The organism is Actinocorallia longicatena (genome assembly GCF_039534125.1).
Lineage (GTDB): Bacteria > Actinomycetota > Actinomycetes > Streptosporangiales > Streptosporangiaceae > Actinocorallia > Actinocorallia longicatena.
The window spans coordinates 50,822-77,474 of sequence record NZ_BAAAUV010000009.1; the positions used below are offsets into that span (position 1 = coordinate 50,822).

Annotated in this window: 24 protein-coding genes; 10 read left to right on the forward strand and 14 right to left on the reverse strand. The window is 70.7% G+C overall.

All coding sequences use genetic code 11. From position 1 onward, the window contains the following. Positions 1 to 3: 3 nt before the first annotated feature. On the reverse strand, positions 4 to 1,731 hold the full coding sequence (locus ABD785_RS19840; RefSeq protein ID WP_344830297.1) for an AMP-binding protein: 1,728 nt from the start codon (positions 1,729 to 1,731) through the stop codon (positions 4 to 6). A 185-nt stretch (positions 1,732 to 1,916) separates the two neighbouring features. Here ABD785_RS19840 and ABD785_RS19845 point away from each other — a divergent pair, with 185 nt between their 5' ends. The 3 genes from ABD785_RS19845 to ABD785_RS19855 all read left to right on the forward strand — a co-directional run bounded on the left by ABD785_RS19845 (position 1,917) and on the right by ABD785_RS19855 (position 6,125). Continuing rightward, a complete protein-coding gene (locus tag ABD785_RS19845) occupies positions 1,917 to 3,122 on the forward strand; it encodes a thiolase family protein (RefSeq protein WP_344830300.1) in 1,206 nt (401 codons plus the stop codon). Continuing rightward, positions 3,119 to 5,203 carry a 3-hydroxyacyl-CoA dehydrogenase NAD-binding domain-containing protein gene (locus ABD785_RS19850; protein WP_344830302.1) on the forward strand — a complete coding sequence of 695 codons (2,085 nt, stop codon included), beginning with the start codon at positions 3,119 to 3,121 and terminating at the stop codon, positions 5,201 to 5,203. Before ABD785_RS19845 ends, ABD785_RS19850 begins: the two co-directional genes overlap by 4 nt. Before the next feature lie 139 nt (positions 5,204 to 5,342). Further along, positions 5,343 to 6,125: a VIT1/CCC1 transporter family protein gene (locus ABD785_RS19855; RefSeq protein WP_344830304.1), complete on the forward strand. Its 783-nt coding sequence runs from the start codon at positions 5,343 to 5,345 to the stop codon at positions 6,123 to 6,125. An 18-nt stretch (positions 6,126 to 6,143) separates the two neighbouring features. Here the strand turns inward: ABD785_RS19855 and ABD785_RS19860 are convergent, their stop codons facing one another. Beyond that, on the reverse strand, positions 6,144 to 7,184 hold the full coding sequence (locus ABD785_RS19860; protein WP_344830307.1) for a baeRF3 domain-containing protein: 1,041 nt from the start codon (positions 7,182 to 7,184) through the stop codon (positions 6,144 to 6,146). Between the two features lie 336 nt (positions 7,185 to 7,520). Here ABD785_RS19860 and ABD785_RS19865 point away from each other — a divergent pair, with 336 nt between their 5' ends. Continuing rightward, on the forward strand, positions 7,521 to 7,931 hold the full coding sequence (locus ABD785_RS19865) for a hypothetical protein (protein WP_344830309.1): 411 nt from the start codon (positions 7,521 to 7,523) through the stop codon (positions 7,929 to 7,931). Positions 7,932 to 7,978: 47 nt separating this feature from the next. On the opposite strand, the gene ABD785_RS19870 is transcribed toward ABD785_RS19865, so the two are convergent. From ABD785_RS19870 to dxs, 5 genes are all read right to left on the reverse strand, one after another. Beyond that, positions 7,979 to 8,347 (reverse strand): hypothetical protein, encoded by a 369-nt coding sequence (locus ABD785_RS19870; protein ID WP_344830311.1) that lies wholly within the window; start codon positions 8,345 to 8,347, stop codon positions 7,979 to 7,981. Positions 8,348 to 8,501: 154 nt separating this feature from the next. Continuing rightward, entirely contained in the window at positions 8,502 to 8,894 is a 393-nt protein-coding gene (locus tag ABD785_RS19875; RefSeq protein ID WP_344830315.1) for a hypothetical protein, read from the reverse strand. Between the two features lie 61 nt (positions 8,895 to 8,955). Beyond that, positions 8,956 to 10,269 (reverse strand): FAD-dependent oxidoreductase, encoded by a 1,314-nt coding sequence (locus ABD785_RS19880; protein WP_344830318.1) that lies wholly within the window; start codon positions 10,267 to 10,269, stop codon positions 8,956 to 8,958. 35 nt (positions 10,270 to 10,304) lie between these two features. After that, a complete protein-coding gene (locus ABD785_RS19885; protein WP_344830321.1) occupies positions 10,305 to 11,789 on the reverse strand; it encodes an amino acid permease in 1,485 nt (494 codons plus the stop codon). A gap of 49 nt (positions 11,790 to 11,838) precedes the next feature. Further along, positions 11,839 to 13,746, reverse strand: coding sequence for a 1-deoxy-D-xylulose-5-phosphate synthase (gene dxs / locus ABD785_RS19890; RefSeq protein ID WP_344830325.1), 1,908 nt, complete (start codon positions 13,744 to 13,746; stop codon positions 11,839 to 11,841). A gap of 130 nt (positions 13,747 to 13,876) precedes the next feature. Here dxs and idi point away from each other — a divergent pair, with 130 nt between their 5' ends. After that, positions 13,877 to 14,443 (forward strand): isopentenyl-diphosphate Delta-isomerase, encoded by a 567-nt coding sequence (gene idi / locus ABD785_RS19895; RefSeq protein ID WP_344830328.1) that lies wholly within the window; start codon positions 13,877 to 13,879, stop codon positions 14,441 to 14,443. Positions 14,444 to 14,475: 32 nt separating this feature from the next. Here the strand turns inward: idi and ABD785_RS19900 are convergent, their stop codons facing one another. Next, complete coding sequence (locus ABD785_RS19900; RefSeq protein WP_344830330.1) at positions 14,476 to 14,820, reverse strand: hypothetical protein; 345 nt, start codon at positions 14,818 to 14,820, stop codon at positions 14,476 to 14,478. A 402-nt stretch (positions 14,821 to 15,222) separates the two neighbouring features. On the opposite strand from ABD785_RS19900, the gene ABD785_RS19905 reads away from it, so the two are divergent. Continuing rightward, positions 15,223 to 15,408, forward strand: a complete 186-nt coding sequence (locus tag ABD785_RS19905) for a hypothetical protein (protein ID WP_344830332.1) — start codon at positions 15,223 to 15,225, stop codon at positions 15,406 to 15,408. 5 nt (positions 15,409 to 15,413) lie between these two features. Here the strand turns inward: ABD785_RS19905 and ABD785_RS19910 are convergent, their stop codons facing one another. Next, entirely contained in the window at positions 15,414 to 15,977 is a 564-nt protein-coding gene (locus ABD785_RS19910) for a TetR/AcrR family transcriptional regulator (protein WP_344830334.1), read from the reverse strand. Between the two features lie 90 nt (positions 15,978 to 16,067). Here ABD785_RS19910 and ABD785_RS19915 point away from each other — a divergent pair, with 90 nt between their 5' ends. Continuing rightward, on the forward strand, positions 16,068 to 16,457 hold the full coding sequence (locus ABD785_RS19915; RefSeq protein ID WP_344830337.1) for a DUF3291 domain-containing protein: 390 nt from the start codon (positions 16,068 to 16,070) through the stop codon (positions 16,455 to 16,457). A 160-nt stretch (positions 16,458 to 16,617) separates the two neighbouring features. On the opposite strand, the gene ABD785_RS19920 is transcribed toward ABD785_RS19915, so the two are convergent. Together ABD785_RS19920 and acnA are read right to left on the reverse strand one after the other, a co-directional pair. Continuing rightward, the gene (locus tag ABD785_RS19920) at positions 16,618 to 16,911 is read right to left on the reverse strand and encodes a hypothetical protein (RefSeq protein WP_344830339.1); all 294 of its coding nucleotides are present in this window, start codon (positions 16,909 to 16,911) and stop codon (positions 16,618 to 16,620) included. Positions 16,912 to 17,009: 98 nt separating this feature from the next. Further along, positions 17,010 to 19,721 (reverse strand): aconitate hydratase AcnA, encoded by a 2,712-nt coding sequence (gene acnA, locus ABD785_RS19925; protein WP_344830341.1) that lies wholly within the window; start codon positions 19,719 to 19,721, stop codon positions 17,010 to 17,012. A 240-nt stretch (positions 19,722 to 19,961) separates the two neighbouring features. On the opposite strand from acnA, the gene ABD785_RS19930 reads away from it, so the two are divergent. Next, the gene (locus ABD785_RS19930; RefSeq protein WP_344830345.1) at positions 19,962 to 20,543 is read left to right on the forward strand and encodes a PadR family transcriptional regulator; all 582 of its coding nucleotides are present in this window, start codon (positions 19,962 to 19,964) and stop codon (positions 20,541 to 20,543) included. Next, a complete protein-coding gene (locus ABD785_RS19935) occupies positions 20,540 to 21,058 on the forward strand; it encodes a DUF1707 SHOCT-like domain-containing protein (RefSeq protein ID WP_344830348.1) in 519 nt (172 codons plus the stop codon). Before ABD785_RS19930 ends, ABD785_RS19935 begins: the two co-directional genes overlap by 4 nt. 100 nt (positions 21,059 to 21,158) lie before the next feature. Here ABD785_RS19935 and eda read toward each other — a convergent pair whose 3' ends face one another. Further along, positions 21,159 to 21,779 (reverse strand): bifunctional 4-hydroxy-2-oxoglutarate aldolase/2-dehydro-3-deoxy-phosphogluconate aldolase, encoded by a 621-nt coding sequence (gene eda / locus ABD785_RS19940; protein ID WP_344830350.1) that lies wholly within the window; start codon positions 21,777 to 21,779, stop codon positions 21,159 to 21,161. A 491-nt stretch (positions 21,780 to 22,270) separates the two neighbouring features. Further along, positions 22,271 to 24,064 carry a phosphogluconate dehydratase gene (gene edd / locus ABD785_RS19945; RefSeq protein WP_344830353.1) on the reverse strand — a complete coding sequence of 598 codons (1,794 nt, stop codon included), beginning with the start codon at positions 24,062 to 24,064 and terminating at the stop codon, positions 22,271 to 22,273. A gap of 127 nt (positions 24,065 to 24,191) precedes the next feature. Between edd and ABD785_RS19950 the strand changes: the two genes are divergently transcribed. Next, complete coding sequence (locus ABD785_RS19950; RefSeq protein ID WP_344830357.1) at positions 24,192 to 25,286, forward strand: ROK family transcriptional regulator; 1,095 nt, start codon at positions 24,192 to 24,194, stop codon at positions 25,284 to 25,286. A 4-nt stretch (positions 25,287 to 25,290) separates the two neighbouring features. Here the strand turns inward: ABD785_RS19950 and ABD785_RS19955 are convergent, their stop codons facing one another. Then, positions 25,291 to 26,649: an FG-GAP repeat domain-containing protein gene (locus ABD785_RS19955; protein ID WP_344830358.1), complete on the reverse strand. Its 1,359-nt coding sequence runs from the start codon at positions 26,647 to 26,649 to the stop codon at positions 25,291 to 25,293. Positions 26,650 to 26,653: the final 4 nt, after the last annotated feature.

Below are 26,653 nucleotides of genomic sequence, written 5' to 3' on the forward strand. Positions count from 1 at the left end.
GGCCTAGTCCAGGACGGTCGGGGCGGCGGCGAGGGGCTGGACCGCCTTGGGCTCGGTCCAGAAGGTGACCCGGCCCTCGGGGGTGCGCATGCGGCCCGACTGCATGCCGGACAGCCAGCGGTAGACGATCTTGCCGGTGGCGTTGCGGGGCAGCTCGGTGATGAAGAAGACGTCGCGCGGGACGGCGTAGCGGGCGACCTGCTCGCGGATGTACTCGCGGACCGTCTTCTCGGTCATGACCACCCCGGTGCGCAGCACGATGTAGGCGGCCAGCCGCTGCCCGTACTCGTCGTCGGGGACGCCGGTGACGGCGACCTCGAGGATGCCGGGCAGCCGCGACAGGACGTCCTCGACGTCCCGCGGGACGACGTTCTCGCCGCCCGAGACCACCAGGCCGTCGTGGCGGCCGTCGACGTAGAGCATGCCGCGGGCGTCGAGATGGCCGAGGTCGCCGGTGAACAGCAGGCCGTTCAGCGAGTCGGTCGGCTCGCCGCTGGTGTAGCCCTCGAAGACGTTCTCGTTGGCGGCGAAGATCCGGCCGATCGTGGCCCGGGGGACGCGCTTGCCCTCGTCGTTGATGATCAGGACCGAGGTGCCGCGCGGGGGGCGTCCGGCGGTGCCGGGGTTGATCCGCAGTTCCTTCGGGCCGGCGATCGACACCCAGGAGGCCTCGGTCGAGCCGTAGACGTTGTAGAGGCGGTCGCCGAAGGCGTCCATGAAGCGGTGGGCGAGGTCGCCGGGGAGCGCGGAGCCGCTGAGGGCCGTGATCCGCAGGCCGCGGGTGTCGTAGCCGTCGCGGGTCTCCTGCGGCAGCTCCATGATCCGCTGGATCATGACCGGGACGGCGAAGAGGGCGCTGCGCTTCTGGCGCTCCAGCTCGCCGAGCGTCTGCTCGGGGTCGAACCGCCGGTGCAGGACGATCGTGGAGCGCAGGGCGAAGCCGATCTGGAGGGCCGCGAACCCCCAGGTGTGGAAGACGGGGGCGTCGACCACGAAGGTCTGGCGGTTGCGCAGCGGGATCCGCGACAGCATCGAGGCCAGCGGGCGCATCCCGGGCTTGGGCCTGCGCCGCGCGCCCTTGGGACGGCCGCCGGTGCCGGAGCTCAGCATGATCGTGCGGCCCTGGGTGTTCGGCGGGATCACCGGATCGCCGGAGGCCTCGGCGATGAGCTGGTCGAGGGTCTCGGCGCCCGCGGCGGCGGGGACGTCCGCCCAGATGACCACCTTGCGGAGGTGGGCCGGGCAGGAGGACAGGACGGCCGCGAACTCGGCGTCGGCGACGACCACGTCCATGCGCAGCTCGGTCATGATCGACCGGAGCTGGCCAGGGCCGAATCCGGTGTTCAGCAGGACGGTCTCGGCGCCGCGCTTGCTGCACGCCACGAGCGTCTCGACGAACGCCCGGTGGTTGCGGCACATGATCCCCACCCGGGGCCTGGGGCCCTGGAGGGGCAGCGCCCCGGACAGCCGGTCGGTGCGCTCGTCGAAGTCGGCGTAGGTGACCGAACCCGCGTCGTCGATGATCGCGATCTTGTTCGGCTGACTGATCGAGGCGGCCTTGGACAGCCCGGCGAGTGTCGTGCCCCACGCGTGCAGGGCGCCGAGCGCGCGCAGGGTCCGCCAGGGGCGCAGCATCCGCAACACGCCCGAGCCCATCAGGACGAACCCGAGATCCATCGTGTTGCCGAGACGGCGCCGGAATCCCGGCCGGTACTCAGGTCTGGCGTGCACCACCGTTTCCTCCCGGTGACTGTTCCGCCACGCTAACCAGGCCCGGCTCGCCGGACAAGTAGGAAATGCGCCAAATAACCCGGAACGGCACGTCATTTGTCAGTGGTTACTGACTAGTAGCATGGTCTGTTACCAGCGAGTAGCATCGTTGGCATCCGAGCCTTGACCTCTAGGGAGACCTGATCGTGCCTCGTATCGCACGTGACGTCGTGTTCGTCGACGGCGTCCGCACGCCGTTCGGCAAGGCCGGCCCCAAGGGCCTTTACGCCGAGACCCGCGCCGACGACCTGGTCGTCCGCGCCATCCGTGAGCTCGTCCGGCGGAACCCGGGCCTACCGCCCGAGCGCGTCGACGAGGTCTCCATCGCCGCGACGACCCAGATCGGCGACCAGGGACTGACCATCGGGCGGTCCGCCGCCGTGCTGGCCGGGCTGCCCAAGTCCGTGCCCGGTTTCGCGATCGACCGCATGTGCGCCGGTGCGATGACCGCCGTGACGACCACCGCGTCGGGGATCGCCTTCGGCGCCTACGACGCCGTGATCGCCGGCGGTGTCGAGCACATGGGCCGCCACCCCATGGGCGAGGGCGTCGACCCCAACCCGCGCTTCCTGGCCGACAAGCTCGTCGACCCGTCCGCGCTGGTGATGGGCCTGACCGCCGAGAACCTGCACGACCGGTACCCCGAGGTCACCAAGGAGCGGTGCGACGCCTACGCCGTGCGCTCCCAGGAGAAGCTCGCCGCCGCCTACGCCGCGGGCAAGGTCCAGCCGGACCTCGTCCCGACGGCCGTCCGCTCGGCCGAGAAGGGCTACGGCCTGGCCACCGAGGACGAGCCGCCGCGCCCCGGCACCACCCTGGAGTCCCTGGCCTCCCTGAAGACCCCGTTCCGGGCCGCCGGGAACATCACCGCCGGCAACGCGGCCGGTCTCAACGACGGCGCGACGGCCTGCCTGCTCGTCGCCGAGGACGTCGCCGCCGAACTGGGCCTCACCGCCCGGATGCGCCTGGTCGACTACTCCTTCGTGGGCGTCGAACCCGAGGTCATGGGCATCGGCCCGGTCCCCGCGACCGAGAAGCTGCTGGCCCGCAACGGCCTGTCGATCGAGGACATCGGCCTGTTCGAGATCAACGAGGCCTTCGCGGTCCAGGTGCTCGCCTTCCTCGACCACTTCAAGATCGACCAGGACGACCCGCGGGTGAACCCGTGGGGCGGGGCCATCGCGGTCGGCCACCCGCTGGCCTCCTCCGGCGTCCGGCTGATGAACCAGCTCTCCCGCCACTTCGAGGAGCGGACGGACGTCCGTTACGGCCTCACCACGATGTGCGTCGGCATGGGCATGGGCGGAACTGTTCTCTGGGAGAACGTGAACTGGGAAGGCGCGCAGAAGTGAGCGGCATCAACGAGATCTTCTCCGACGAGGTCGTGACCCACGCCCGCGTCCGCGACGTCAAGCTGCCCCACGGCGCCGGCACGCTCGCCCTGATCACCCTGGACAACGGCTTCGACCACACCAAGCCGAACACCTTCGGCCCGGCCGGGCTGGCCGAGCTGAACGCCGCCCTCGACGCCGTCGCCGAGCGCGACGACCTCGCGGCCGTGGGCGTCACCGGCAAGCCGTTCATCTTCGCCGTCGGCGCCGACCTCAAGGGCGTCCCGCTGATCACGTCGCGGGCGGACGCGCTGGCCATCGGCAAGCTCGGCCACGACGTGTTCCGCCGCCTCGGCGAGCTGACCGTGCCCTCGTTCGCGTTCTACAACGGCGCGGCCATGGGCGGGGGCGTCGAGGTCGGCCTCAACTGCACCTACCGGACCGTGTCGCGGAGCATCCCGGCGTTCGCGCTGCCCGAGACCTTCCTGGGCCTGGTCCCCGGCTGGGGCGGCACCTACCTGCTCCCGAACCTGATCGGCGCCGAGAAGGCCCTCAAGCTGATCATCGAGAACCCGCTCGCGCAGAACCGCATGATCAAGGGCCAGCAGGTCTTCGACCTGGGCATCGCCGACGCGGTCTTCGACGGCGCCGACTTCCTCGAGGAGTCCCTGAGCTGGGCCGCACGGGTGATCACCGGCGAGCTCGTGGTCGAGCGTCCCGCGGTCGACAAGGGCGAGGCCTGGGACAACGCGGTCGACATGGCCGGGTTCGTCCTGGAGGGCAAGCTGCACGGCGCGGCCCCCGCGCCCGTCCGCGCCCTCGAGCTGGTCCGCGAGGCGAAGAACCGCACCCGCGACGAGGGCTTCGCCGCCGAGGACGAGGCGCTCGCCGACCTCATCATGACCGACGAGCTCCGCGCCGGCCTGTACGCCTTCGACCTGACCCAGAAGCGCGCCAAGCGGCCCGCCGGGGCCCCGGACAAGGCGCTCGCCCGCAAGATCACCAAGGTGGGCGTCGTCGGCGCTGGCCTCATGGCCGGGCAGCTCGCCCTGCTGTTCGCCCAGCGCCTCGAGGTCCCGGTCGTCATGACCGACCTCGACCAGGCCCGCCTGGACAAGGGCGTCGCCTACGCCCACGGCGAGGTCGACAAGCTGGCGAAGAAGGGCCGGATCAACGCCGACCGGGCCAACCGGCTCAAGGCGCTGATCAGGGGCTCCCTGACCAAGGACGCCTTCTCCGACGCCGACTTCGTGATCGAGGCGGTCTTCGAGGAGATGTCGGTCAAGCAGAAGGTGTTCGCCGAGGTCGAGGCCGTCGTCTCCGAGACCTGCGTCCTGGCGACCAACACCTCCTCGCTGTCGATCTCGGAGATGGCCTCGAAGCTCGAGCACCCCGAGCGGGTCGTCGGCTTCCACTTCTTCAACCCGGTCGCGGTCCTGCCGCTGCTGGAGATCGTCCGCGCGGACCGCACCGACGACGCGACCCTGGCGACGGCCTTCGCGGTCGGCAGGACGCTCAAGAAGTCCTGCGTGCTGGTCAAGGACGCCCCGGCCTTCGTGGTCAACCGCGTCCTGCTGCGCCTGATGGCCGAATTCATCGGCGCCGTCGAGGAGGGCACCCCGATCGACGTCGCCGAGCGGGCCGCCGCCCCGCTGGGCCTGCCGATGAGCCCGTTCATCCTCATGGGCCTCGTCGGCCCGGCGATCGCCCTGCACGTCAACGAGACGCTGCACGGCGCGTTCCCCGAGCGCTTCCCGGTCAGCCCGAAGTTCCGGCGGTTCGTGGAGTCCGGCAAGTCCGGGGTCTACCTGCCCGACTTCACCCTCGACCCCGAGGCCGTGGAGATCTTCAAGGGCGGCGACCGCCCGTCCACCGAGGAGCAGGTCCTCCAGCGGGCCCTCGAGGGCCTCGCCCAGGAGATCCGCCTGATGCTCGACGAGGGCGTCGTGGCGGCCGCCGAGGACATCGACCTGTGCCTGATCATGGGCGCGGGCTACCCGTTCCACCTGGGCGGCATCACGCCGTACCTGGACCGGACCGGCGTATCGGCCAAGGTCGCCGGGAACAACTTCCTCTCCCCCGGCGTTGCATCAGTGGGATAGGGGAGAAAGACCAGCCGGCCCGGGGACTGGGGGGTTACCAGGGTCGGCGTCGGAAAGCGCGCCTCGTGCCTCTGGGCACGGGGCGCCTTTTCCGTTTCCGGGCCGGTTCATCGTGATCATCCGCGGGCACACCCGAGAGGTGGACGAAACGGACTGGGCCCGGCTGGCACCCCACTGGGATCCCGCCACGGCGTCCGAGGACGACGGCCGGGCCGCCGAGCACGCCCTGGACGCGGCCGAGAAGACCGCTGAGCGGGTCGCGGGCGGCGGCATCAGGGCGGCGGTGCTGGGCGTCAACGACGGCCTGGTGACCAATCTGTGCCTGATCCTCGGGGTCGTGGGCGCGCACACCGAGGCCTCGACGGTGCGGCTGACCGGGTTGATGAGCCTGCTCGCGGGCGCGCTGTCGATGGCGGCGGGCGAGTGGGTCTCGGTCCGCAGCCAGAAGGAGATCGCCGAGAGCATGGACGGCGACCTGCGGCGGGCGTGGGAGCTGTCCCCGCCGGCGGTGTTCGCCCGCTTCTCCCGCGGCCTGCGCGGCTTCGGCCTCGACCGGAGGACCGCGCGCCGGGCCGAGGAGGAGGTCACCCTCGCGGGTTCCGGCCCGACCGTGGCCAGCCGGGTGATCTTCGGGGTGACGCCCGACGACGGCGGCTCCCCCGTCACCGCGGCGCTCAGCTCGCTCCTGCTCTTCGGCGTCGGCGCCTTCGTGCCGCTGGTTCCGTGGTTCTTCACCGAGGGCACGGCCGCCGTGGTCCTGTCGGCGGTGCTGACGGGCGCGGCGAGCCTGGCCGTCGGCGGCTTCCTGGGCCTGCAGTCCGACCGTTCCTGGTGGTGGACCGCGCTGCGCCAGCTCCTCATCGTCGCCCTCGCCTCGGCGATCACCTACGGCCTCGGGGCCCTGGCCGGGACGGCCGTCTGACCGTCCCGGCCGCAGACCCTAGAAGCGCAGGACCGCGGCGATGCGGTCCTCGGCGGCCAGGGCGCCGTCGGGGACGAAGGTGACCCTGCCGTCGCCGTTGAGCGTGGCCTCGATCAGGTCGTCGACGGCGTCGTTGACGAAGTCGCCCTCGGTGCCGTCCGCGGGGTAGAGCCGGCCGTCGTGGGCGCGGGCCGGTGCGAAGAAGCCCTCCTCGACGATCAGGTGGGCGATCCTGGCCTGTGAGGCCAGCTCCCAGGTCTCCTCCAGGCCGCCCGCGTACAGCTTGGCCGACCTGGCCCCGTCGAGCTCGGCGACGGCGCGCTCCTGGACCCGCCGGTGCTCGGCCTCCAGGACGGGCCCGACGAGCTGGGCGAGCTCCGGCGCCGACGCCGTGTCGTAACTGCCCTCGACCGTGCCGATGACCGACCTGGCGACCGGCCCGTCGGCGAGGTCGCCGAAGTAGGTCAGGTAGCGCGGGACCCCCAGCACGATGATCGGCCGGTCGTCCTGGCGGACCACCTCCGTGAGGTGCCGTTCGACGTCGCGGAAGAACTGCATGCGCCGGTCGTCCTGGATGCGGAACTGCTTGGGCTGGGTGGGCGTCGTCCCCCGTTCGTCGGGGAGGGAGTCCTCGAACTCCAGCGGGAACAGGGCGTTCGCCACCTCCTCCAGGCGCTCGCCGTCGCCGCTCCACAGCCGGGTGGGCTGCTCGGACAGGACCAGGACCCAGTACTTCCACGTCGACTCGAACATCGCGACCAGGTCGCGGGTCGCGAAGGTGTCATCGATGATCACCCGCTCGGCCACCGAGACCCGGGGCAGCACGAAGGCGTGACTCTCCCCTCCGGGCGCCGCGAGCAGCACCAGACCCTCGGCGACGTGCTCGAAGTCGACCTGCCCCGCGGCCTTCTCGAGATTGTCGATGATCTCCTCGGCGACCCCCCGCTCGAGGTCCAGGCCCTCGAGGCGGTGCCGTGCCTGGTCGAGCAGCGTCTTCAGCCGCACTCGGTCCTGCTGGTTCTCCGGGCGGCGCCGGTGCGTCGGCATCACCAGGGACACAGCAGGGAAGGTCCGCGGCCGTCGCAGGACCGCAAGCTCAAAAGCATCCACGAAATCCCCCGATTTCCATGTACGTCACACCAGGTTACCCTGCGGCCCCCCGTTACTGAGATCCCGGTCACACCGGGAACCCGCAGGGGACCGGGACCGTTGGACCCATCGGGAACGAGGAGTGGGAAAGACCAGCCGGGACCGGGGCTGGGGGGTCACCGGGTTCGGCGCACGAAGGGCGCCCCGCGTACATCGCGGGGCGCTTTTCGTCTTTCCTGGAGAACGATCACGTTTCCCGGCGAACGATCACGCAATCTGGGTAGAAGCGTGGTCTCAGGAGGACATGTGGTTCCAGAAGGCGTACCGGACGATCTCTACCGGGCGGCCGTCGCGGCGCTGAGGGGGATGGCCGTGGCGGAGACTCCGCTGGTGATCGAGAAGGTGCTGGCGGCGGTGCTCCCGATGCACGAGCAGGAGGTGGTCGAGCGGGTCGCCGGGATGTACGAGCAGCGGCTACTCCTGGCGCAGGCCGAGCTCAGGGCCTTGCGGCGGGAGAACACGGGGCTCCGGCAGGACGGCCGGCTGGCCGACGCCCGGGTCCTGGCGGAGACCGCCAAACCGGGTCTGACGGCCCCGCCGGAGGACTGCTCCAACGCGTGCATGGACGCCGCCTGCGACTGCTCGGGCAAATGGCGCGCCACCGCGTGGACCCTCGATCCGGAGGAGCTCATCGCCATCCTCGACCGCCGCCCCTGACCCCTTTCCCGCCCCGTGGCCCGATCCGGCCATCGCGGCTTCGCGCGTCAGACGAGGTCGGCGGTGAACAGCTCCCAGTAGTGGGTGACATGGGCGAGGGCGGTGCCCAGATCACGACCGACATAGGTCCAGCGGCCCCGCAGGCGCCAGTTGCGGTGGGCGCCGTCCGACAGCAGGACCTCGATGGAGAAGGCGGCGTCGTGGGCGCGGATGATGCCCGCCATGTCGATGGTGGCGGTCTTGAGGAACGGCTCGCTCTCGCACCGGACGGCCAGCACGTGGGTGCCCTCGTCCTGCCGGACGAGGCCCTGTCCGAGATCGAAGGCGAGCATGGCCGCATAGTCCGGGCCGAGCCAGCGCAGCTGCGGCAGCTGGTCGGGCGGAGGGAAGCCGTACAACGCCGGTCCGCCTGTCACATCGCGAAACCTAGCGTGATGGCCATGGTCGCGTACCCACTTCCCTGCATCCCATCCCGTCCGACCAGCGTGTTTGTGGCCATTGGCCCGAATGGTCGCGCGAATCGCGTGTGGTGCATCGGTCCGGGCGAGCAGACCGAAAGGGATCTGACGGTCAGACGACCTCGGCCGTCAGAAGCTCCCAGAAATGGGTGACGCCCGCGAAGGGCGTCCCCAGGTCGCGGCCGCAGTAGGTCCAGCGGCCGCGCAGCCGCCACGAACGGCCCAGGCCGTCGCAGAGGAGCAGTTCGAGCGAGAAGGAGACGTCCTGCGCCCGGAGCACGCCCCGGTCCGCGGCGACGGTCGTCAGCCGCGGATTCGCCTCGCACCTGACGCCCCGCAGCAGCGTGCGGGGATCCTGGCGGAGCAGGCCCTGATTCAGATCATGGACCAGCAGGGCCGCGTAGTCGGCGCCCAGCCAGCGCAGCTCGGAGATGTGGGGAAAACCGTAACGAGCCGCGACGACCGGGTGCCTGGCGTCGCTGCGGTGGCTGTCGAGGACGGTCACGCTGCACCACTTCCTGGGTTGTGGTTCTCTTCTGCCCCCGATGGCCCTTATTCGGTTGTCGTCACCCCTGACTGCAAGCCGAGCGCATCGCTTCCCATGTGCCCAGCTTCACGCGTTCACCGCGTGCCAGAGATGCTGCCAGTGACACTTCCGCCGCGTCCAGTCCCAACCAATGTGAATAGGTGACGAATTGGACACCGCGGGATGTCAGGAGGACTTCCAGGTCCTGTTCCGGCCTCGGCCTGGCGCCCAGTCCGGCCAGCACCTCGCGGACCGTCTCGGCCGCGTCGGACTTGTTGGTGCCCACCACACCGGACGGGCCGCGCTTGATCCAGCCCGCCGTGAACTCGCCGTCGGCGATCCGGCCGCGCTCGTTCACGATCACCGAGGCGCGCTCGTCGAACGGGACCCCCGCCAGCGGGACGCTCCGGTAGCCCACCGACCGGACGACCGCCCCGACGGGCAGCGTCTCGTGGACACCGGTGCCGACGACCCTCCCGTCCACCAGCTCCGTCCGCTCCAGCTTGAGCCCCTCGACCTTCTCCGTCCCGATGATCTCGACGGGCGCGAGCCAGAACCGCAGGTCGATGTGGCGCAGGGCCTCGACCGGCGGGGTGGTCCAGGCCGCCATGGCGGCGATGTTGCCGCGCACGTGCCGGTCGGCGGCGGCGAGCTCGGCGTCGGCCTCGGACAGCTCCATGTCCTCCGGGCGGACGTGGATCGAGGCGTGGTGCAGCTCGCCGAGCTCCCGCGCCTCCTTGGTGGTGAACTTGGCCTGCGCGGGGCCGCGGCGGCCGATCAGGTGGATCCGCCGGACCTTCGACTGGCCCAGGGCGTCCAGGACGTGCTCGGGGATGTCGGTCTCGCGCAGTTCCCCGGCCGTCTTGGCGAGGATCCGGACCACGTCGACCGCGACGTTCCCGACGCCGATCACCGCGACCTCCTCGACCGACAGGTCGAAGTCGTGCCCGGCGGCGTCGGGGTGGCCGCAGTACCAGTTCACGAAGTCGGTCGCGGCGATCGAGCCGGGCAGGTCCTCGCCCGGCAGCCCGAGCCGCCGGTCCACCATCGCGCCCGTGCAGTAGACGACCGCGTCGTAGCAGGACAGCAGTTCGTCCCTGGTCACGTCGCGGCCGAGCTCGACGCAGCCGAAGAAGCGCACTCCCGGCTGCTCCAGCACCTTCTGCAGGTACTTCGCGATGGCCTTGATGGACTTGTGGTCCGGCGCGACGCCGTACCTCACGAGCCCGTAGGGGGTGGGCAGCCGGTCGATCACGTCGACCTTCACGCCACCTTTGACGAGGGCTTCGGCAGCGTACAGCCCCGCGGGACCGGCTCCGACCACTGCAACCGTAAAGTCCGTCACACCGGGCATTGTGCCCGCAACCAAATTCGCAGTACCAGCCGGGGTCAGATCACGACACGGCCGCTGTTTTCGGACCGTTCCTGGACCCGGCTGTGGTGCCGCCCGTAAAGGAAGTAGACGGCGCTGCCGATCAGCATCCACACGAAGAACCGCACCCAGGTCTCGACCGGCAGGTTCAGCATGACGAACACGCTGGCCAGGACAGCCAGGATCGGGGTCAGCGGGACCAGCGGCGTGCGGAAGGAGCGCGGCAGGTCGGGACGGGTCCTGCGCAGGACGATCACTCCGATGGCGACGACCACGAAGGCGAAGAGCGTCCCGATGTTGACGAGCTCGGCGAGCGCCGACAGCGGGATGAGCCCGGCGAGCAGCGCGACGACCACTCCCATGAAGATCGTCGAACGGGCGGGGGTGCCGTACCTCGGGTGGACCTCGGCGAGCCACTGCGGAAGCAGGCCGTCGCGGCTCATCGCGAAGAACACCCGGCTCTGGCCGAGCAGCAGGATGAGCACGACGGTCGTCAGGCCGAAGATGGCGCCGACGCTGATGAGCGTCGCGAAGAACGGGTGACCGACCGACTTGAAGGCGTCGGCGAGCGGCGCCGATTCGCTGAGCTCGGAGTAGTGCTGCATCCCGACGACCACCAGCGACACCGCGACGTACAGGGCGGTGCAGATGAGCAGCGAGGCGATGATCCCGATGGGCAGGTCGCGCTGCGGGCGGCGGGCCTCCTCCGCGGCGGTGGCGACGACGTCGAAGCCGATGTAGGCGAAGAAGACGATCGCGACCGCGCCGAAGATGCCGAGCCAGCCGAACGCCACCGGGGTGACCCCGGACAGGACCTGGAGCAGCGGCGCCTTCCAGCCGTCGACCGCGGGGGTGCTGTGGGCCGGCGGGATGAACGGCTTGTAGTTGTCGGCGTTGATGAAGAACAGCCCGGCGATCACGACGAGGGCGATCACGCTCAGCTTGATCGCGACCATGATCGCGTTGACCCGTGAGGAGATCTTGACCCCCAGGACGAGCAGGGCCGTCACGGCGAGGACGATGAGCACGGCCGGGATGTTGAAGGTCGCGTGCTCCCCCGCCAGGCTCGCGGGCAGATGGACCCCGGCGCTGTCCAGCAGCGAGACCAGGTAGCCCGACCAGCCGACGGCGACCACCGCCGCGCCCAGCGCCAGTTCCAGGATGAGGTCCCAGCCGATGATCCAGGCCGGGAACTCCCCGATCGTGGCGTAGGAGAAGGTGTAGGCCGATCCGGCGACCGGGACCGTCGAGGCGAACTCGGCGTAACACAGCGCCGCGAGCGCGCAGACGATCCCGGCGAACACGAACGACAGCGCCACGGCCGGGCCCGCGTACTCCTTGGCGACCCGGCCGGTCAGCACGAAGATCCCGGTGCCGACGACCACGCCGATCCCGAAGACCGTCAGATCGAGGGCGGACAGGTCGCGGCGGAGCCTGTGCCCCGGTTCCTCGGTCTCCCGGACGGACTGTTCGACCGATTTCGTGCGGAACAGAGTGCTCACGACGCTCCTTGCAACGGTGTGTGCTCTATCGAACACACACCGTAACAAGTCAGCGACCGGCGACGCGTGACCTCGCGGTCCTGCGGTTGGTCACCTTGGCGACCGTCTCGGTGATCTCCCTGGCCAGGTCCTGCGGGGTCAGCCCGATCGTGCCGAGGATCTCCGCGCGCGAGGCGTGGTCGAGGAACTCCTGCGGGATGCCGTAGGTGCGGATCGGCACGTCCACGCCGTTGTCGCGCAGCTCACGGGCGACCGCGTCGCCCACCGCGCCGGTGCGGCCGTTGTCCTCCACCACCACGACGAGCTTGTGGCCCGCCGCGGCCCCGGCCAGCTCCGGGTCGAGCGGCTTGACCCATCGCGGGTCGACGACGGTCGCGTCGATGCCCTGGTCGACCAGGCGCTCGGCCGCGCCGACCGCGGTGGCCGTCATCGAGCCGACCGCGACGATCAGGACGTCCTTGCCGGGACGCTCGTACAGCACGTCCATCCCGCCGAGGGTGCCGACCGCCTCGAGGTCCTCGAAGACCGGGCCCTTGGGGAAGCGGATCGCCGACGGGCCTCCGGTGACCTCCAGGCAGGCGCGCAGGAGCTCTCGCAGCCGGGTGCCGTCGCGCGGGACGGCCACCTTCATCCCCGGCACCAGCGACAGGATCGACAGGTCCCACATGCCGTTGTGGGAGGCGCCGTCGTCGCCGGTGACGCCCGCCCGGTCCAGCACGAAGGTCACGGCCTGCTTGTGCAGGGCGATGTCCATCAGCATCTGGTCGAAGGCGCGGTTGAGGAAGGTCGCGTAGAGCGCCACGACCGGGTGCAGGCCGCCGAGCGCTAGCCCGGCCGCCGAGGTGGCGGCGTGCTGCTCGGCGATGCCGACGTCGTAGATCCGGTCGGGGTAGGCGTCGGCGAAGGCGGCCAGGCCGACCGGATGCAGCATCGCCGCGGTGATCCCCACGACGTCCGGGCGCTCCGCGCCGATCTTCACCATCTCGGCGGAGAAGACCTTGGTCCAGCCGGGCTTGGAGCTGGGGGCGGACTTGCCGGTCTCGGGATCGAAGACCCCGGCGCCGTGCATGTTGTCCTCCTCGTTCTGCTCGGCGGGGGCATAGCCCTTGCCCTTGCTGGTGATGGCGTGGACGATCACCGGCGCGCCGAACTCGCGGGCCTTGCGCAGGGCACGTTCCATCGCCTGCTCGTCGTGGCCGTCGATGGGCCCGACGTACTTCATGCCGAGGTCCTCGAACATGGCCTGCGGCTGCAGGATGTCCTTGAGGCCCTTCTTGAGGCCGTGCAGCGCCTCGTAGGCCAGCTCGCCCGCGACCGGGACCCTGGGAACGGTCCGTTTCACCAGGTCGAGCGCCTTCTCGTACCCCTGGGTGACGCGAAGGTCGGCGAGATGGCTGGCGAGCCCGCCGATGGTCGGGGAGTAGGAGCGGCCGTTGTCGTTGACCACGATGATGACCGGGCGGTCCCGCCCGGCGGCGATGTTGTTCAGCGCCTCCCAGCACATGCCGCCGGTCAGCGCGCCGTCGCCGACGACCGCGATGACGTGCCGGTCGGTCTCGCCGCGGACCTGGAAGGCCTTGGCGATGCCGTCGGCCCAGGACAGGGCGGTCGAGGCGTGCGAGTTCTCGATGACGTCGTGCTCGGACTCGGCCTGGCACGGGTAGCCGCTGATGCCGCCCTTGCGGCGCAGCTCGCTGAAGTCCTGGCGGCCGGTCAGCAGCTTGTGGACATAGGCCTGGTGGCCGGTGTCGAACAGGATGCGGTCGCGCGGCGAGTCGAAGACCCGGTGGATCGCGACCGTGAGCTCGACGACGCCCAGGTTGGGACCGAGGTGGCCGCCCGTCTTGGCGACGGCGTCGACGAGGAATCCCCGGATCTCCCCGTGCAGTTCCGGCAGCAGCTCGGCGTCCAGTCGTTTCAGGTCCTCCGGACCCTTGATCGACTCAAGCAGGCTCAAGCGGGTCATCTCCTATGACGATGAGGCCCACGATCTATGCGCATCCCGAAGCAGGCCCCTGCTTCCAGTGGTTGTGCAGAGTTTAATGCCGGTTGGCCGAGCACGCGGAGTGAGGGGAAGAATGAGCACCATGGGAGAGCGAATCGTCCTGCTGGACGAAGCCGGACAGGACATCGGAACAGCACCCAAAGCGGAGAGTCACCACGGGGACACACCCTTCCATCTCGCTTTCTCCTCCTACCTGGTCAACGCCGACGGCCTGGTTCTGCTGACACAGCGTGCGCATGACAAGCGCAGCTTCCCCTCGGTCTGGACCAACAGCGCGTGCGGGCATCCCGCTCCGGGCGAGTCACTGCGCGCGGCGGTGACCAGGCGCGTCAAGGACGAGCTCGGCCTGGCGGTGACGGACCTCACACTCGTCCTGCCGGAGTTCGTCTACCGGGCGGAGATGCGCGGCGTGGTCGAGCACGAGTGGTGCCCGGTCGTGCGGGGGCGGGTGACGGGCGAGCCGGTCCGCGATCCGGCGGAGGTCGAGGCGTTCGCGTGGCGGGACTGGGACGGCGTCAGGGCCCTCCTGGACGACCCGAGCGCCTCGCCGTGGTTCGTCGAGCAGATGGGGTACCTCGTGCCCCTCGGCTCCCCGCTGGAGTGGCCCGCCGCGGACCCCTCGCTGCTGCCGCCGGCCGTCCTCTGGTGACTGGAGAAGTCAACTCAGGTCAGCGGATGAGGTCACGTTCGGTTAGCGATGAGCGCCGGGCGCACAGGGGGTTCGATCAACATCGCCCGGACGTCCGCCACGAGCGAATCCTGCGGAGTCCACAACCCGCCCTGACGCCCGAGGGCCATGATCGGCCGGCGGAGCGGCCGCAGGCCGCCCAGCCGCCAGTGGTATTCGCCGGGCCGCGCCCACGACCCGCAGTCACAGACCGCGTCACGGCGCCCGGCCGTGGCGCCGCAGACGTCGGTGACCTCGGCGACCGCGATCACGGCGCCGAGGGCGGCCAGTGGATCGTCGGGGTTCCAGCCCGCCTCCCGGACCTGCGGGAGGGCGCAGGAATCGAGATCAACGCGCATGGCGGCATGAACTAGGACCGTTCCACGGTAGTCCGTCGGCTCCTCCTGATTGGAGATCCGTCGGTGACCGCGAGCGATGGCCCATGCGTAGGGCTGCCTCACGCTGATCGCCTGCATGCGCCAACCTCCCCAGGGTGCCTGACACCCATCTTGACTCAGCCGCGTGCCCGGAGCGTGTCCGTCTTAGCCCGGAGTATGAGGCTTCCACCCGGTTAATCAACCCCTACCGGTAGGTAAACCTCCCACCCACGCCAGCCACACTCCGTAACACGCTCCCGCGAACCACATGGTTGTCATTTACTGCGCAAATTACTCCGCATCGGGCACGCGCGGCGCATCTCCACCGGGTCCGGGGAGCCCCGCGAGGGCGAGAAGGCCGAGTGCGGTCACGGCTGCCGCGAGATGGCAGGCGGCGCTCAGGCCGCCGAGGTCCGGCAGGCGGGCGGCCACCGCGACTCCGACGGCGACCCGAACGAGCGCGCCATCCCCTGCTCGCCGAAAAGCGTCCGGATCGACCGCATGATCGCCGACCTTCGCCGCTCCCGCGCCGTCCTGGACGAGGCCATCGAGACCGCCTCCGGGTCCTGACCGGATCAGGACGGTCCATCGGGGATCCGCCCCCGGAAGAGGACCTCCAGAACGGGACGGGCGGCGGTGTCCGGGGTGGCGCCGAGGTCGTCCGGGAGGGCTCCGCTGAGCCACAGGCTCGCGAAGCCGTGAGCGATCGACCAGGCGGCGATCGCGTCCGTGCGGGGTGAGCCGCCGGTCAGGGTGCTCGCGCCCGCGGCGAGGGCGGCGTCGGCGCGGGATCTGGCCGCCGCGACCTCGGGGTCGGCCGGGTCGTAGAGGGTGGGGGTGAACATGACCTCGAAGTGGGCGGGGTGCTCGGTGGCGAAGCGGACGTAGGCGACGCCCATCTCCAGCAGGTCGTCGTGGAAGGGGCTCAGGGCGTCGGCGAAGAGCGTGAAGCCCTCGGCGGCGACGGCCGTCAGCACGCCGCGCCGGTCCCCGAAGTGGTGGGCCGGAGCGGCGTGCGAGACGCCCGCCCTGCGGGCCAGCTCGCGCAGGCTCCAGGTGGCGGTCCCCGACTCGGTGATCGCCTGCACGGCCGCGCTCATGATGGTCCGCCGCAGGTCTCCGTGGTGGTAACCGGCCATCTCGCCTCCCGGGAATGAATCTGGACGTTGACAAGTTTAGGTCGTTGACGCAATCTTGTCAGTGTCTAGATTCTGGTGAAAGGGCTCATCATGCCGACCATCCCGTGGATCACCGTCGAGCAGCCGTCCTCCGCCGAGGTGCTGGTGATGGCCTCCCGCCTGGAGGTGAAGGCGCTGCACCAGGTTCCCGGCTTCCTGCTCGCCTCGATGCGGCTGCTGCTCCAGGCCCGCCGCTCCCCCGGGGCGCTGGGCGTGTCGCTCAAGGCCGAGCCGTTCGCCCGGACCTTCTGGACGCTCTCGGCCTGGACCGACCAGAAGGCCGTCAACGCCTACGCGGCGGCCGAGCCGCACCGCTCCACGATGCGCGCCAAGCGCGCGGTGATGAAGGACTCCACCTTCGTCTTCTGGACCGCCCCCGCGACCGGCCTCCCCCTCTCCTGGGAGGAGGCGCACCGCCGGATCGAAGCCGAACGCGCCTAGGGCCTGTCTCGAAGTCACCTGCCCTGCTGCGCGACGCCCAGGCACGCACCCTGGAGGCTTGTCGTCAGTCGCCAGCCACACCAGGCTGACTCCCTCCTCCGCACCACCAGGGCACGCACCTGAACGCCGCTCGCCACGGGCGCCGACCTCGAGACAGGCCCTAGACGTCGGGCTCGGTCAGGCCGCGGAGCTCGTCGTCGACGTCGGCGGCGGCTCCGCGCAGCAGGAGGCCGGGCGGCCTGCCGGGGTGGTGGTGGCCCCGGAAGAGGACGAAATGACTGGTCTTCGCCGCCGAGCGGGCGCTGACGCGGGTGCTGGTGCCCAGGTCGATCTCGTCGATCATCTGGAGGTTCTCCCCGTCGCAGATGGCGAACTCGACGGGGGTGTCGAGGCCGTCCGGGGACTGGTGGGCCAGGGCGGTGAGCATCTCGATCGTTTCGCGCAGGGTCGGCACCCCGCCATTGTCCCCCGGCCGCCCGGGCCGGGAACGACCAGGGCCGCCGCCCCTCCCTCGCGGGAGGGGCGGCGGCCCTGGTGCTGCTCGCCTGACGCTTACTTGGACAGCAGGCTGCGCAGGACGTACTGCATGATGCCGCCGTGGCGGTAGTAGTCGGCCTCGCCGGGGGTGTCGATGCGGACGACGGCCTCGAAGGTGATGTCGCCGGCCTTCACCGTGACGGTCTTCGGGGTGGTGCCGTCGTTGAGCTTCTCGACACCGGTGATCTCGAAGGTCTCGGTGCCGGTCAGGCCCAGCGAGTCGGCCGTCCGGCCCTCGGGGAACTGGAGCGGCAGGACGCCCATGCCGATGAGGTTCGAGCGGTGGATGCGCTCGTAGGACTCGGCGATGACGGCCTTGACGCCCAGCAGCGCGGTGCCCTTGGCGGCCCAGTCGCGCGAGGAGCCGGAGCCGTACTCCTTGCCCGCCAGGACGACCAGCGGGATGCCGGCGGCCTGGTAGTTGGCGGAGGCGTCGTAGATGAACGCCTGCGGGGCGCCCTCGACGGTGAAGTCGCGGGTGTAGCCGCCCTCGACGTTGTCCAGCAGCTGGTTGCGCAGCCGGATGTTGGCGAAGGTGCCGCGGATCATGACCTCGTGGTTGCCGCGACGCGAGCCGTAGCTGTTGAAGTCCTTGACCGCCACGCCGTTGGCCTGGAGGTACTCGGCGGCCGGGGTCCCGATCTTGATGTTGCCGGCCGGGGAGATGTGGTCGGTGGTGACCGAGTCGCCGAGCTTGGCCATGACGCGGGCGCCGTGGATGTCGGTGACCGGGACGGGCTTCTCGGGCATGCCGTCGAAGTAGGGGGCCTTGCGCACGTAGGTGCTGTCGGGGTCCCACTCGAAGGTGTTGCCGGTCGGGATCGACAGGCCCTTCCAGCGCTCGTCGCCCGCGAAGACGTCGGCGTAGTCCTTGACGAACATGTCCTGGCCGATGGAGGAGTCCACGATCGCGGACACCTCCTCCTGGTCCGGCCAGATGTCGCGCAGGTAGACCGGGCCGTTCGTGCCCTCGGCGATCGGGTCGTTCAGGATGTCGATGTCCATCGTGCCCGCGAGCGCGTAGGCGATGACCAGCGGCGGCGAGGCCAGGTAGTTCATCTTCACGTCGGGGCTGATGCGGCCCTCGAAGTTGCGGTTGCCGGACAGGACCGCGGTGACCGCGAGGTCGTTGTCGTTGACGGCCTTGGAGATCTCCGGCTGGAGCGGGCCGGTGTTGCCGATGCAGGTGGTGCAGCCGTAGCCGACCAGGTTGTAGCCGAGCTTGTCGAGGTAGGGGGTCAGGCCCGCGCGCTCGTAGTAGTCGGTGACGACCTGCGACCCGGGCGCCATGGAGGTCTTCACCCACGGCTTGCGGGTGAGGCCCAGCTCGACGGCCTTCTTCGCCAGGAGGCCCGCGCCGACCATGACGTAGGGGTTGGAGGTGTTGGTGCACGAGGTGATGGCCGCGACGGTGACGGCGCCGTGGTCGAGCTCGAAGCTGGTGCCGTCCGCGAGGGTGACGGGCACCTTCTTGTGCGGGCGGGCGGAGCCGCTGGTGGCGGGGGCGTCGGAGGCGGGGAAGGACTCCAGGCCGGCCTCGTCGGCGTCCTTGACGTAGTTGCGGATGTCACGGCGCCAGGTCTCCTTGGCGGCGCTGACCGAGATACGGTCCTGCGGGCGCTTCGGGCCGGAGATCGACGGGACGACCGTCGCGAGGTCGAGCTCGAGGTGCTCGGAGAAGTCCGGCTCGGCGGCCGGGTCGAGCCACATGCCCTGCTCCTTGGCATAGGCCTCGACGAGCGCGATCTGCTGCTCGGAGCGGCCGGTCAGGCGCAGGTACTTGGTGGTCTCGCCGTCGATCGGGAAGATCGCGCAGGTGGAGCCGAACTCGGGGCTCATGTTGCCGATGGTGGCGCGGTTGGCCAGCGGCAGGGCCGCGACGCCGGCGCCGTAGAACTCGACGAACTTGCCGACGACGCCGTGCTTGCGCAGCATCTCGGTGATCGTGAGGACCAGGTCGGTGGCGGTGGTGCCCGAGGGCAGCTCGCCGGTGAGCTTGAAGCCGACCACGCGCGGGATCAGCATGGAGATCGGCTGGCCGAGCATCGCGGCCTCGGCCTCGATGCCGCCGACGCCCCAGCCCAGGACGCCGATGCCGTTCTCCATCGTGGTGTGGGAGTCGGTGCCGACGCAGGTGTCGGGGTAGGCGACGCCGTTGCGGTCGAACACGACGCGGGCCAGGTGCTCGATGTTCACCTGGTGGACGATGCCGGTGCCGGGCGGGACGACCTTGAACTCGTCGAAGGCGGTCTGACCCCAGCGCAGGAACTGGTAGCGCTCCTTGTTGCGCTCGTACTCGACGGCCACGTTCAGGCCGAACGCCTCGGGCGTCCCGAAGTGGTCGACGATCACCGAGTGGTCGATGACCATCTCGGCGGGCGCGAGCGGGTTGATCTTGGAGGGGTCGCCGCCGAGGTCGCGGACGGCCTCGCGCATGGTGGCGAGGTCGACGACGCAGGGCACGCCCGTGAAGTCCTGCATGATCACGCGGGCGGGCGTGAACTGGATCTCCTGGGACGGCTGGGCGCTGGGGTCCCAGTTCGCGATCGCCCGGATGTGGTCGCCGGTGACGTTCGCACCGTCTTCCGTACGGAGCAGGTTCTCCAGGAGGACCTTCAGGCTGTAGGGAAGGCGGGCCGAGTTCTCGACGGCGTCCAGCCGGAAAATCTCGTAGCTCTTCTCACCTACGGTCAGCTCACTCTTGCTGCCGAAGCTGTTCGCGGACACGACCCGTCCTCCTCATGAAGCACCACGTCTGGGCGCGTATGACCTGTTTGTTTTCCTCTACGCGCGGGTTAATCCTGCCAGTCCCGGCCATGTGGTCCGAACTCAGGTTCACCTAACTTCCGCACTATTTTCTCTCGACCTCAAGATACTCACTCTTTCGCCAGGCCGGGAACCCGGGGTTGACTCTGAACGTTCTCGATATATCGTCAGGGTATCTAGAACGATCTGAGAGAGGTCTTCATGGGACGGCGACACGGGTGGGGGCACCACGGGCCCCCCGGACCGGAATTCCTGTTCGGCTTCGGCGGCGGGCGCCCGCCGTTCGGCAAGTTCCCCTTCGGGCCGCCGCCGCCCAAGGCCAAGCGGGGGGACGTCCGCACCGCGATCCTCGTGCTCCTGGCCGAGGGCCCGCGCAACGGCTACCAGATCATCCAGGAGGTCGAGGAGCGCAGCGGCGGGGCATGGAAGCCCAGCCCCGGCGCGGTCTACCCGGCGCTCCAGCAGCTCGCCGACGAGGGCCTGATCCTCGGCGACGAGGCCGACGGCCGCAAGACCTTCTCCCTCACCGAGGCCGGACGCTCCTACGTGGCGGCCAACCCGCAGACCGCCCCCTGGGCCGACCAGGAGGACACCGGCGGCGACTGGCCGGGCGGCGACATCGCGGCCGTGTTCAAGGAGGCCGCCCAGCTCGGGACGGCCCTCGTCCAGGTCGTTCAGGCCGGATCGCCCGAACAGGTCGCCGAAGCGCGCAAACTGGTCACCGCGACCCGCAAGCGGCTTTACGGCATCCTCGCGGGCGATGACGAGGAAGAGGACGCATGAAGCGCCACGAGCGACACGTGTACGGGCAGATGTACGCCCAGCAGGCCTGGCTGGCCGCCCAGCAGTGGCTGCCGAACCAGGCCTCCTCCCCCGACCTGCGGATCGGCGACGCCGAGCGGACCGCCGTCACCGAGGCGCTCCAGCAGCACTACGCCGAGGGCCGCCTCGACGGCGACGAGCTCGAGCAGCGCCTCGACGCGACCCTGGCGGCCAAGACGGCCGCCGACCTGACCGCGATCACCAAGGATCTTCCGGGCCCCCGCACCTGGGAGCAGCAGGCCGTCCAGCCGCGGCAGCACCACCGGCCGCACCCCCGCCACCACGGGCACCACCACCCGCACCGGCACGGCCGGTTCTTCAAGGCTCCGCTGGCGATCCTGCTGTTCGTGGTCCTGCCCGTCGCCTTCATCTTCCACATGCCCGGGCTGGTCTTCATCGCCTTCCGGGTCATGCTCGTCCTGTTCTTCGGCTCCCTGATCTTCTCCTTCGTCCGCAGGCGCTTCGCCCGCCGCTGAAGCCCGTCCTGGAACCTCGTCCTGGAACCTCGTTCCTGGAAACCGGGAACGCCGAACCGCCCGCCGCGCTCAGCGCGGCGGGCGGTTCTCTTCGATCGGGCTAGCGGAGGGCGGCCGCGGCGGCGGCGAGCTTCTCCACGCGGGACCAGTCGCCCGCCTTGACCGCGTCGTCGGGGGTCAGCCAGGTGCCGCCGACGCAGCCGATGTTCGGCAGCGCGAGGTAGTCGGGGGCCGTCTCCAGGGTGATGCCGCCGGTCGGGCAGAAGGTGATCTGCGGGAGCGGGCCGCCCAGCGACCTGATGTAGGGGGCGCCGCCCGCGGCCTTGGCCGGGAAGAACTTCATGGCGGTGACGCCGTGCTCCAGCAGGGCCAGCGCCTCGGAGGCGGTGGCGACGCCGGGCAGGAACGGCAGGCCGGAGTCGGTCATGGCGCCGCGCAGCCGGTCGGTGCAGCCCGGACTGACGAGGAACTTCGATCCCGCGGCGGCCGCGTCCTTCACGTTCTGGTCCGACACGATGGTGCCCGCGCCGACGACGGCCCCGGGGACCTCGGCGGCGATCCGGCGGATCGACTCCAGCGCGGCCTCGGTGCGCAGGGTCACCTCGATGACGGGCAGCCCCCCGGCGACCAGCGCCTTCGCCAGCGGGACGGCGTTCTCGACGTCGTGGAGGACCACGACCGGAACGACCGCGCCCAGCGCCATCAGCTCTTCAGCCCGCATAGAAAACAACCTCTTTCACGCAGATGTGCGGTTGATGGTCCCGCGCGTGGCCGCACCCGTCGTCGCCCAGCCACACGCGGGACGTCCTGTGTCCCCCTGACCCTTCAGGGCCGCGGCTCTCCCGGCCCACCACCGGTACCCGCCGCGGCCCCGCAGGGCTCTCTCTCCAACCCGGACGGCTCGCGCCGTCCCGATCCGAGCATCTGGCCGGACGCTCGGATCCCTGGACGCTCGAGGCGTCCAGCGAGGGTTCCCGCGAGACGTTCCGGCCGGCCCCTCCGCCGGCCCTCCCGTCCCACGGGACGTGCTCTCCCGTGCGGCGGACGCTTCGGGCCCCTCCGCCGTCGGCGTGCGCCGCACGGGAAACTCCTCCCCCGCGCGACGGGCGGCCTCGGCCCCTCCGCCTCGGCACGCTCGTCGCGCGGGAAGTGGGTGTCCCCGGGAGGTCGTCCGGCCGGCCCCTCCGCCGGGGACGGCCTCCCGAGGAGGTTCTAGAAGACGCGCGCCCCCTGTTCGGCGGGGCCGACCGCGTGGCGGAAGGCGCCGAAGAGGTCGCGTCCAGTGCCGACCCACTGGGCGTCCGTGGGGGCGGCGCCGGTCGCGGGACGGGAGAAGAGGTCGGCGAGGACCTCGAGCTTGCCGGAGTCGGCGTCGAAGCGGACGACGTCGCCGTCCTCGATGTGGGCGAGGGGGCCGCCCGCGGCGGCCTCGGGGGTCAGGTGGATCGCGGCGGGCACCGCGCCGGACGCGCCGGACATGCGGCCGTCGGTCACCAGCGCGACCCTGAAGCCCTTGTCCTGAAGGACCGAGAGCGGCGGGGTCAGCTTGTGCAGCTCCGGCATGCCGGTGGCGCGCGGGCCCTGGTAGCGCAGGACGACCACGACGTCGCGGTTGAGGTCGCCCGCCTGGAAGGCGGCGAGGATCTGCTCCTGGGTGGAGAAGACCCGGGCCGGCGCCTCGACGAAGCGGTGCTCCTCCTTGACCGCGCTGACCTTGATCACGCCGCGGCCGAGGTTGCCCTCGAGCATGCGCAGGCCGCCGTCGGCGGAGAACGGCTCGGACGCGGGACGCAGCACGGCCGGATCGCCGGAGACGTCCGGGGCGGGCTTCCAGATGAGGCCCTCGGCCTCCGACAGGACCGGAATGGTCGTGTAGGCGTCCAGGCCCTCGCCCGTGACGGTCGTGACGTCCTCGTGGAGCAGCCCGGCGTCGAGCAGCTCGGAGATCAGGAAGCCGGTGCCGCCCGCGGCGTGGAAGTGGTTCACGTCCGCGGAGCCGTTGGGGTAGATCCGGGTGAGCAGCGGGGTCACCGAGGACAGCTCGGCGAAGTCGTCCCAGGTCAGGTCGATGCCCGCGGCGGCGGCCATGGCCGGGAGGTGCAGCGTGTGGTTGGTGGAGCCGCCCGTGGCCAGCAGCGCGATCACGCCGTTGACGAAGGCCTTCTCGTCGAGGACGTCGGCGATCGGCGCGACGCCCTGCACGATCCGGCGGCCCGCCTCCGCGGTCAGTGCGGCCCGCAGCGGGTCGTTGGGGGCGACGAAGCTGGCGCCGGGCAGGTGCAGGCCCATGACCTCCATCAGCATCTGGTTGCTGTTGGCGGTGCCGTAGAAGGTGCAGGTGCCGGGCGAGTGGTAGGAGGCGGCCTCGGCGTCCAGCAGCTCGTCGCGGCCGACCTCGCCGACGGCGAACAGCTTGCGGATGCGGCCCTTCTCGGCGTTCGGCAGGCCCGAGCCCATCGGCCCGGCGGGCACCAGGACGGTCGGCAGCTGCCCGAACGACAGCGCCCCGATCACCAGCCCCGGAACGATCTTGTCGCAGACGCCCAGCATGAGGGCGCCGTCGAACATGTCGTGAGAGAGGGCGATGGCGGCCGACATGGCCACGACGTCGCGGCTGAACAGGCTCAGCTCCATGCCCGCGCGGCCCTGGGTGATCCCGTCGCACATGGCCGGGACCCCGCCCGCCACCTGGGCGACGCCGCCCGCGAGCAGGATCGCCTTCTTCAGGTGCTCGGGGTAGGTCCGAAACGGCTGGTGGGCCGAGAGCATGTCGTTGTAGGCCGTGACGATCGCGATGTTCGGCCGGGCGGAGCCGCGCAGGGCGGCCTTCTCGTCCGGTCCGCTGGCCGCGAAGCCGTGGGCGAGGTTGGCACAGCCCAGCGCGCCGCGCATGGGGCCCTCGGCCTTGGCCTCCTCTACCCGCCCGAGGTACACGGAGCGGGTGGCGGCGCTGCGCGCCACGATCCGTTCGGTGACGCGGGCGATGACGGGGTGCACGGAAGCCATAAGGACAACTCCGGAAGCAAGTTGGTGAACTGTGGGGACAACTTAGCAGGAGTTGCCCTCAAACTTCTGTAGAGAAAATGACAAAAGTCACGCGACCCTGACGTCCCGAACGTGGTTCACTTGAAAGATGCACGCGGGCACGAGAAAGCGCAGACGCGCCGCCACGAGCGGGGAGATCCTGCGGCTGATCCGCGAGGAGGAGATCCACACCCGCGCCGAGCTGGCCCGGATCACCGGGCTGTCGCGGCCGATCATCGGCCAGCGCGTCACCGAGCTGCTCGACGCCGAGTTCGTGATCGAGGCCCCGGGCGTGTCGAGCGGCGGCAGGCCCGCGGCCAGGCTGGAATTCAACGGCGACGGCGGTACCGTCCTGGTCGCCTCGCTCGGCCACACCCACGGTCATCTGGCGGTCTGCGACCTGTCCGGCGCGGTGCTGGCCAAGAAGCCGGTCGCGATGTCCGGCGGGATCAAGGGCATCCTCGACGCGTGGGGCTCACTGGAACGCGGCCCGGTCCGCGGGGTCGGGATCGCCCTCCCCGGGCCCGCCCTCGTGGACGAGTCGATCGCCAAGGCCGTCGCCGACCGCTACGCGGTTCCTGTACATATCGACAACGACGTGAACGTGATGGCCCTGGGCGAGCACCGGCTCCGCCACGACGTCGATGATCTGCTGTTCATCAAGGCCTCGACCGGCATAGGAGCGGGCATCGTCTCCGGTGGGCGGCTCCAGCGCGGGGCGTTCGGCTCCGCCGGGGAGATCGGGCACATCCCCGTCCCGGACGGGCTGCTGTGCGGCTGCGGCACCGTCGGCTGCGTCGAGACCATCGCCGGGGGCGCCGCCCTGCTGGCCCAGCTCAACGGCCGTGCCCATGATCTTCCAGAGCTCGCCTCGCTGGCCCGTTCCGGCGATCTCGAGGCCGTGGCGGTGCTGCGCGAGGCGGGCCGCCGCATCGGGGAGGTCGTCGCGGCGGCCGTGAACATCCTCAATCCGGCCCTGGTCGTGCTGGGCGGCGACCTGTCAGGCAAGAACCTGATCGCGGGCGTCCGCGAGGCGGTCTACCACCGGGCGGCCGCGGCGGCCACCCGGCAGCTGCGCATCGAGCCGTCCGAGCTCGGCGACGACGCCGGCCTCCTGGGCTGCGCGACCATGATCCTCGATCACATCCTCTCCCCCGACGCCGTCGACGCCTCCCTCCAGAACCAGGCCCGCCAGCCCGCCTGAGGCCCTACCGGTCGCGCGACCAGACGGCGACCGTGTTCGACTCGAAGATCGTGAAGGCCAGTTCGTCGCGGCGGTCGCGGTCGAGGTCGGCGACGATCGCGCCACCGGCCTGGCCCGCGTTCTCGGCCAGCACATGGGTCTCGAAGCGGCGGCCGCTGTGCTGCTCCAGCCAGAACAGGCGCGGGTCGCCGTCGCCGGAGACCAGCAGGTCGACATCGCCGTCCCCGTCGACGTCGCCGTGGCCGAAGACCCCGGGGGCGCCCTGGCCGGGACGCGGCCGGGAGACGATGCCCTCCGACAGCGGGGTGGCCGTCCACGGGTTCCGGGGATCGGCGGGCACCGCGTAGGAGACGATCCGCGACTCCGGCTCGCCGGGCGTCGCGGTGTTGGTGTGGTTGGAGCCGACCCAGCGGGAGCGGTGGTCGCCGTACAGGTTCCGGACGAGCGAGAGCTGGATGGCCTTGCCCTCCCCGGTGTCGATCACGTGCGGGACGAAGCCGTCCTTCCTCGTCTGCTCCAGCCAGACGTGCGAGGCGCCGGGCTGGAAGTACTGGGCGGAGGCGACGTCCAGGTCGCCGTCGCGGTCGACGTCGGCGACCTCGGGGAGCGCTCCGCCGCCGGGGCCGAGCGTCACGGGGGTGGTGGCGAAGCCGCCGCCGCGCAGCCCGGGGAACATCTGGACCCAGGCGTTGGCGGGCGGCAGACCCGGGAGCAGGGCGACCGGGGCGGGGAAGGCCTCGCCGATCGTGACCAGGTCGCGGCGGCCGTCGCGGTCGAGGTCGGCCACGACGGCCTTGTGGTAGAACAGCGGGCCGCTGCCGGGCGCCACCAGGTCGTGGCGCTTCCAGGCCGTGCGCTGCCGCTCCCACCAGGTGAGCGAGCCGCACTTGGCCGGTGCGCACTGGAAGAACCCGCCGGGCACGATGAGATCCCGGTCCCCGTCCCGGTCGACGTCCGCCGCGGCGGGCATGTTCGGGAAGGCGATCTTCTCCTCCGCCCCGAACACCGGCACCTTGGTCCACTCGTCGAGCGAGCCGCCCTTCCGGTAGATCGCCAGCTCTCCGCCGGCGGGCTGCACCGGCGGGCCGCCGGGCGGGAAGAGGAAGGTGCCGAAGCCGCTGGCGACGAGTTCGGGGGCGGGCCCGCCGAGAACGTCCGCCGCGATGGCGAAGGCGGCCCCGGGCAGCGCGGGGTCCACCACGTGACGGGTGAAGGCCACCGGCTCGGCGGACGGCTTCGAGGCGTTGGCCGGGCCGAGGCCCGACAGGCAGAGGACGGCGGTGAGACCGGTGAGACGGAGGGCTCGGAGCCGGGGGCGCAGATGCATGGGACCGCTCTTCCTGACGACGATCGTTTCGCTCATGGAA

Bases quoted from the DNA above. Each gene is read 5' to 3' on its own strand.
- ABD785_RS19880 (WP_344830318.1), bottom strand. From the start codon at position 10,269: ATGCCCGGTGTGACGGACTTTACGGTTGCAGTGGTCGGAGCCGGTCCC.
- idi (WP_344830328.1), top strand. From the start codon at position 13,877: ATGGGAGAGCGAATCGTCCTGCTGGACGAAGCCGGACAGGACATCGGA.
- ABD785_RS19900 (WP_344830330.1), bottom strand. From the start codon at position 14,820: ATGCGCGTTGATCTCGATTCCTGCGCCCTCCCGCAGGTCCGGGAGGCG.
- ABD785_RS19905 (WP_344830332.1), top strand. From the start codon at position 15,223: ATGGCAGGCGGCGCTCAGGCCGCCGAGGTCCGGCAGGCGGGCGGCCAC.
- ABD785_RS19910 (WP_344830334.1), bottom strand. From the start codon at position 15,977: ATGGCCGGTTACCACCACGGAGACCTGCGGCGGACCATCATGAGCGCG.
- ABD785_RS19915 (WP_344830337.1), top strand. From the start codon at position 16,068: ATGCCGACCATCCCGTGGATCACCGTCGAGCAGCCGTCCTCCGCCGAG.
- ABD785_RS19930 (WP_344830345.1), top strand. From the start codon at position 19,962: ATGGGACGGCGACACGGGTGGGGGCACCACGGGCCCCCCGGACCGGAA.
- ABD785_RS19935 (WP_344830348.1), top strand. From the start codon at position 20,540: ATGAAGCGCCACGAGCGACACGTGTACGGGCAGATGTACGCCCAGCAG.
- eda (WP_344830350.1), bottom strand. From the start codon at position 21,779: ATGCGGGCTGAAGAGCTGATGGCGCTGGGCGCGGTCGTTCCGGTCGTG.
- edd (WP_344830353.1), bottom strand. From the start codon at position 24,064: ATGGCTTCCGTGCACCCCGTCATCGCCCGCGTCACCGAACGGATCGTG.
- ABD785_RS19950 (WP_344830357.1), top strand. From the start codon at position 24,192: ATGCACGCGGGCACGAGAAAGCGCAGACGCGCCGCCACGAGCGGGGAG.
- ABD785_RS19955 (WP_344830358.1), bottom strand. From the start codon at position 26,649: ATGAGCGAAACGATCGTCGTCAGGAAGAGCGGTCCCATGCATCTGCGC.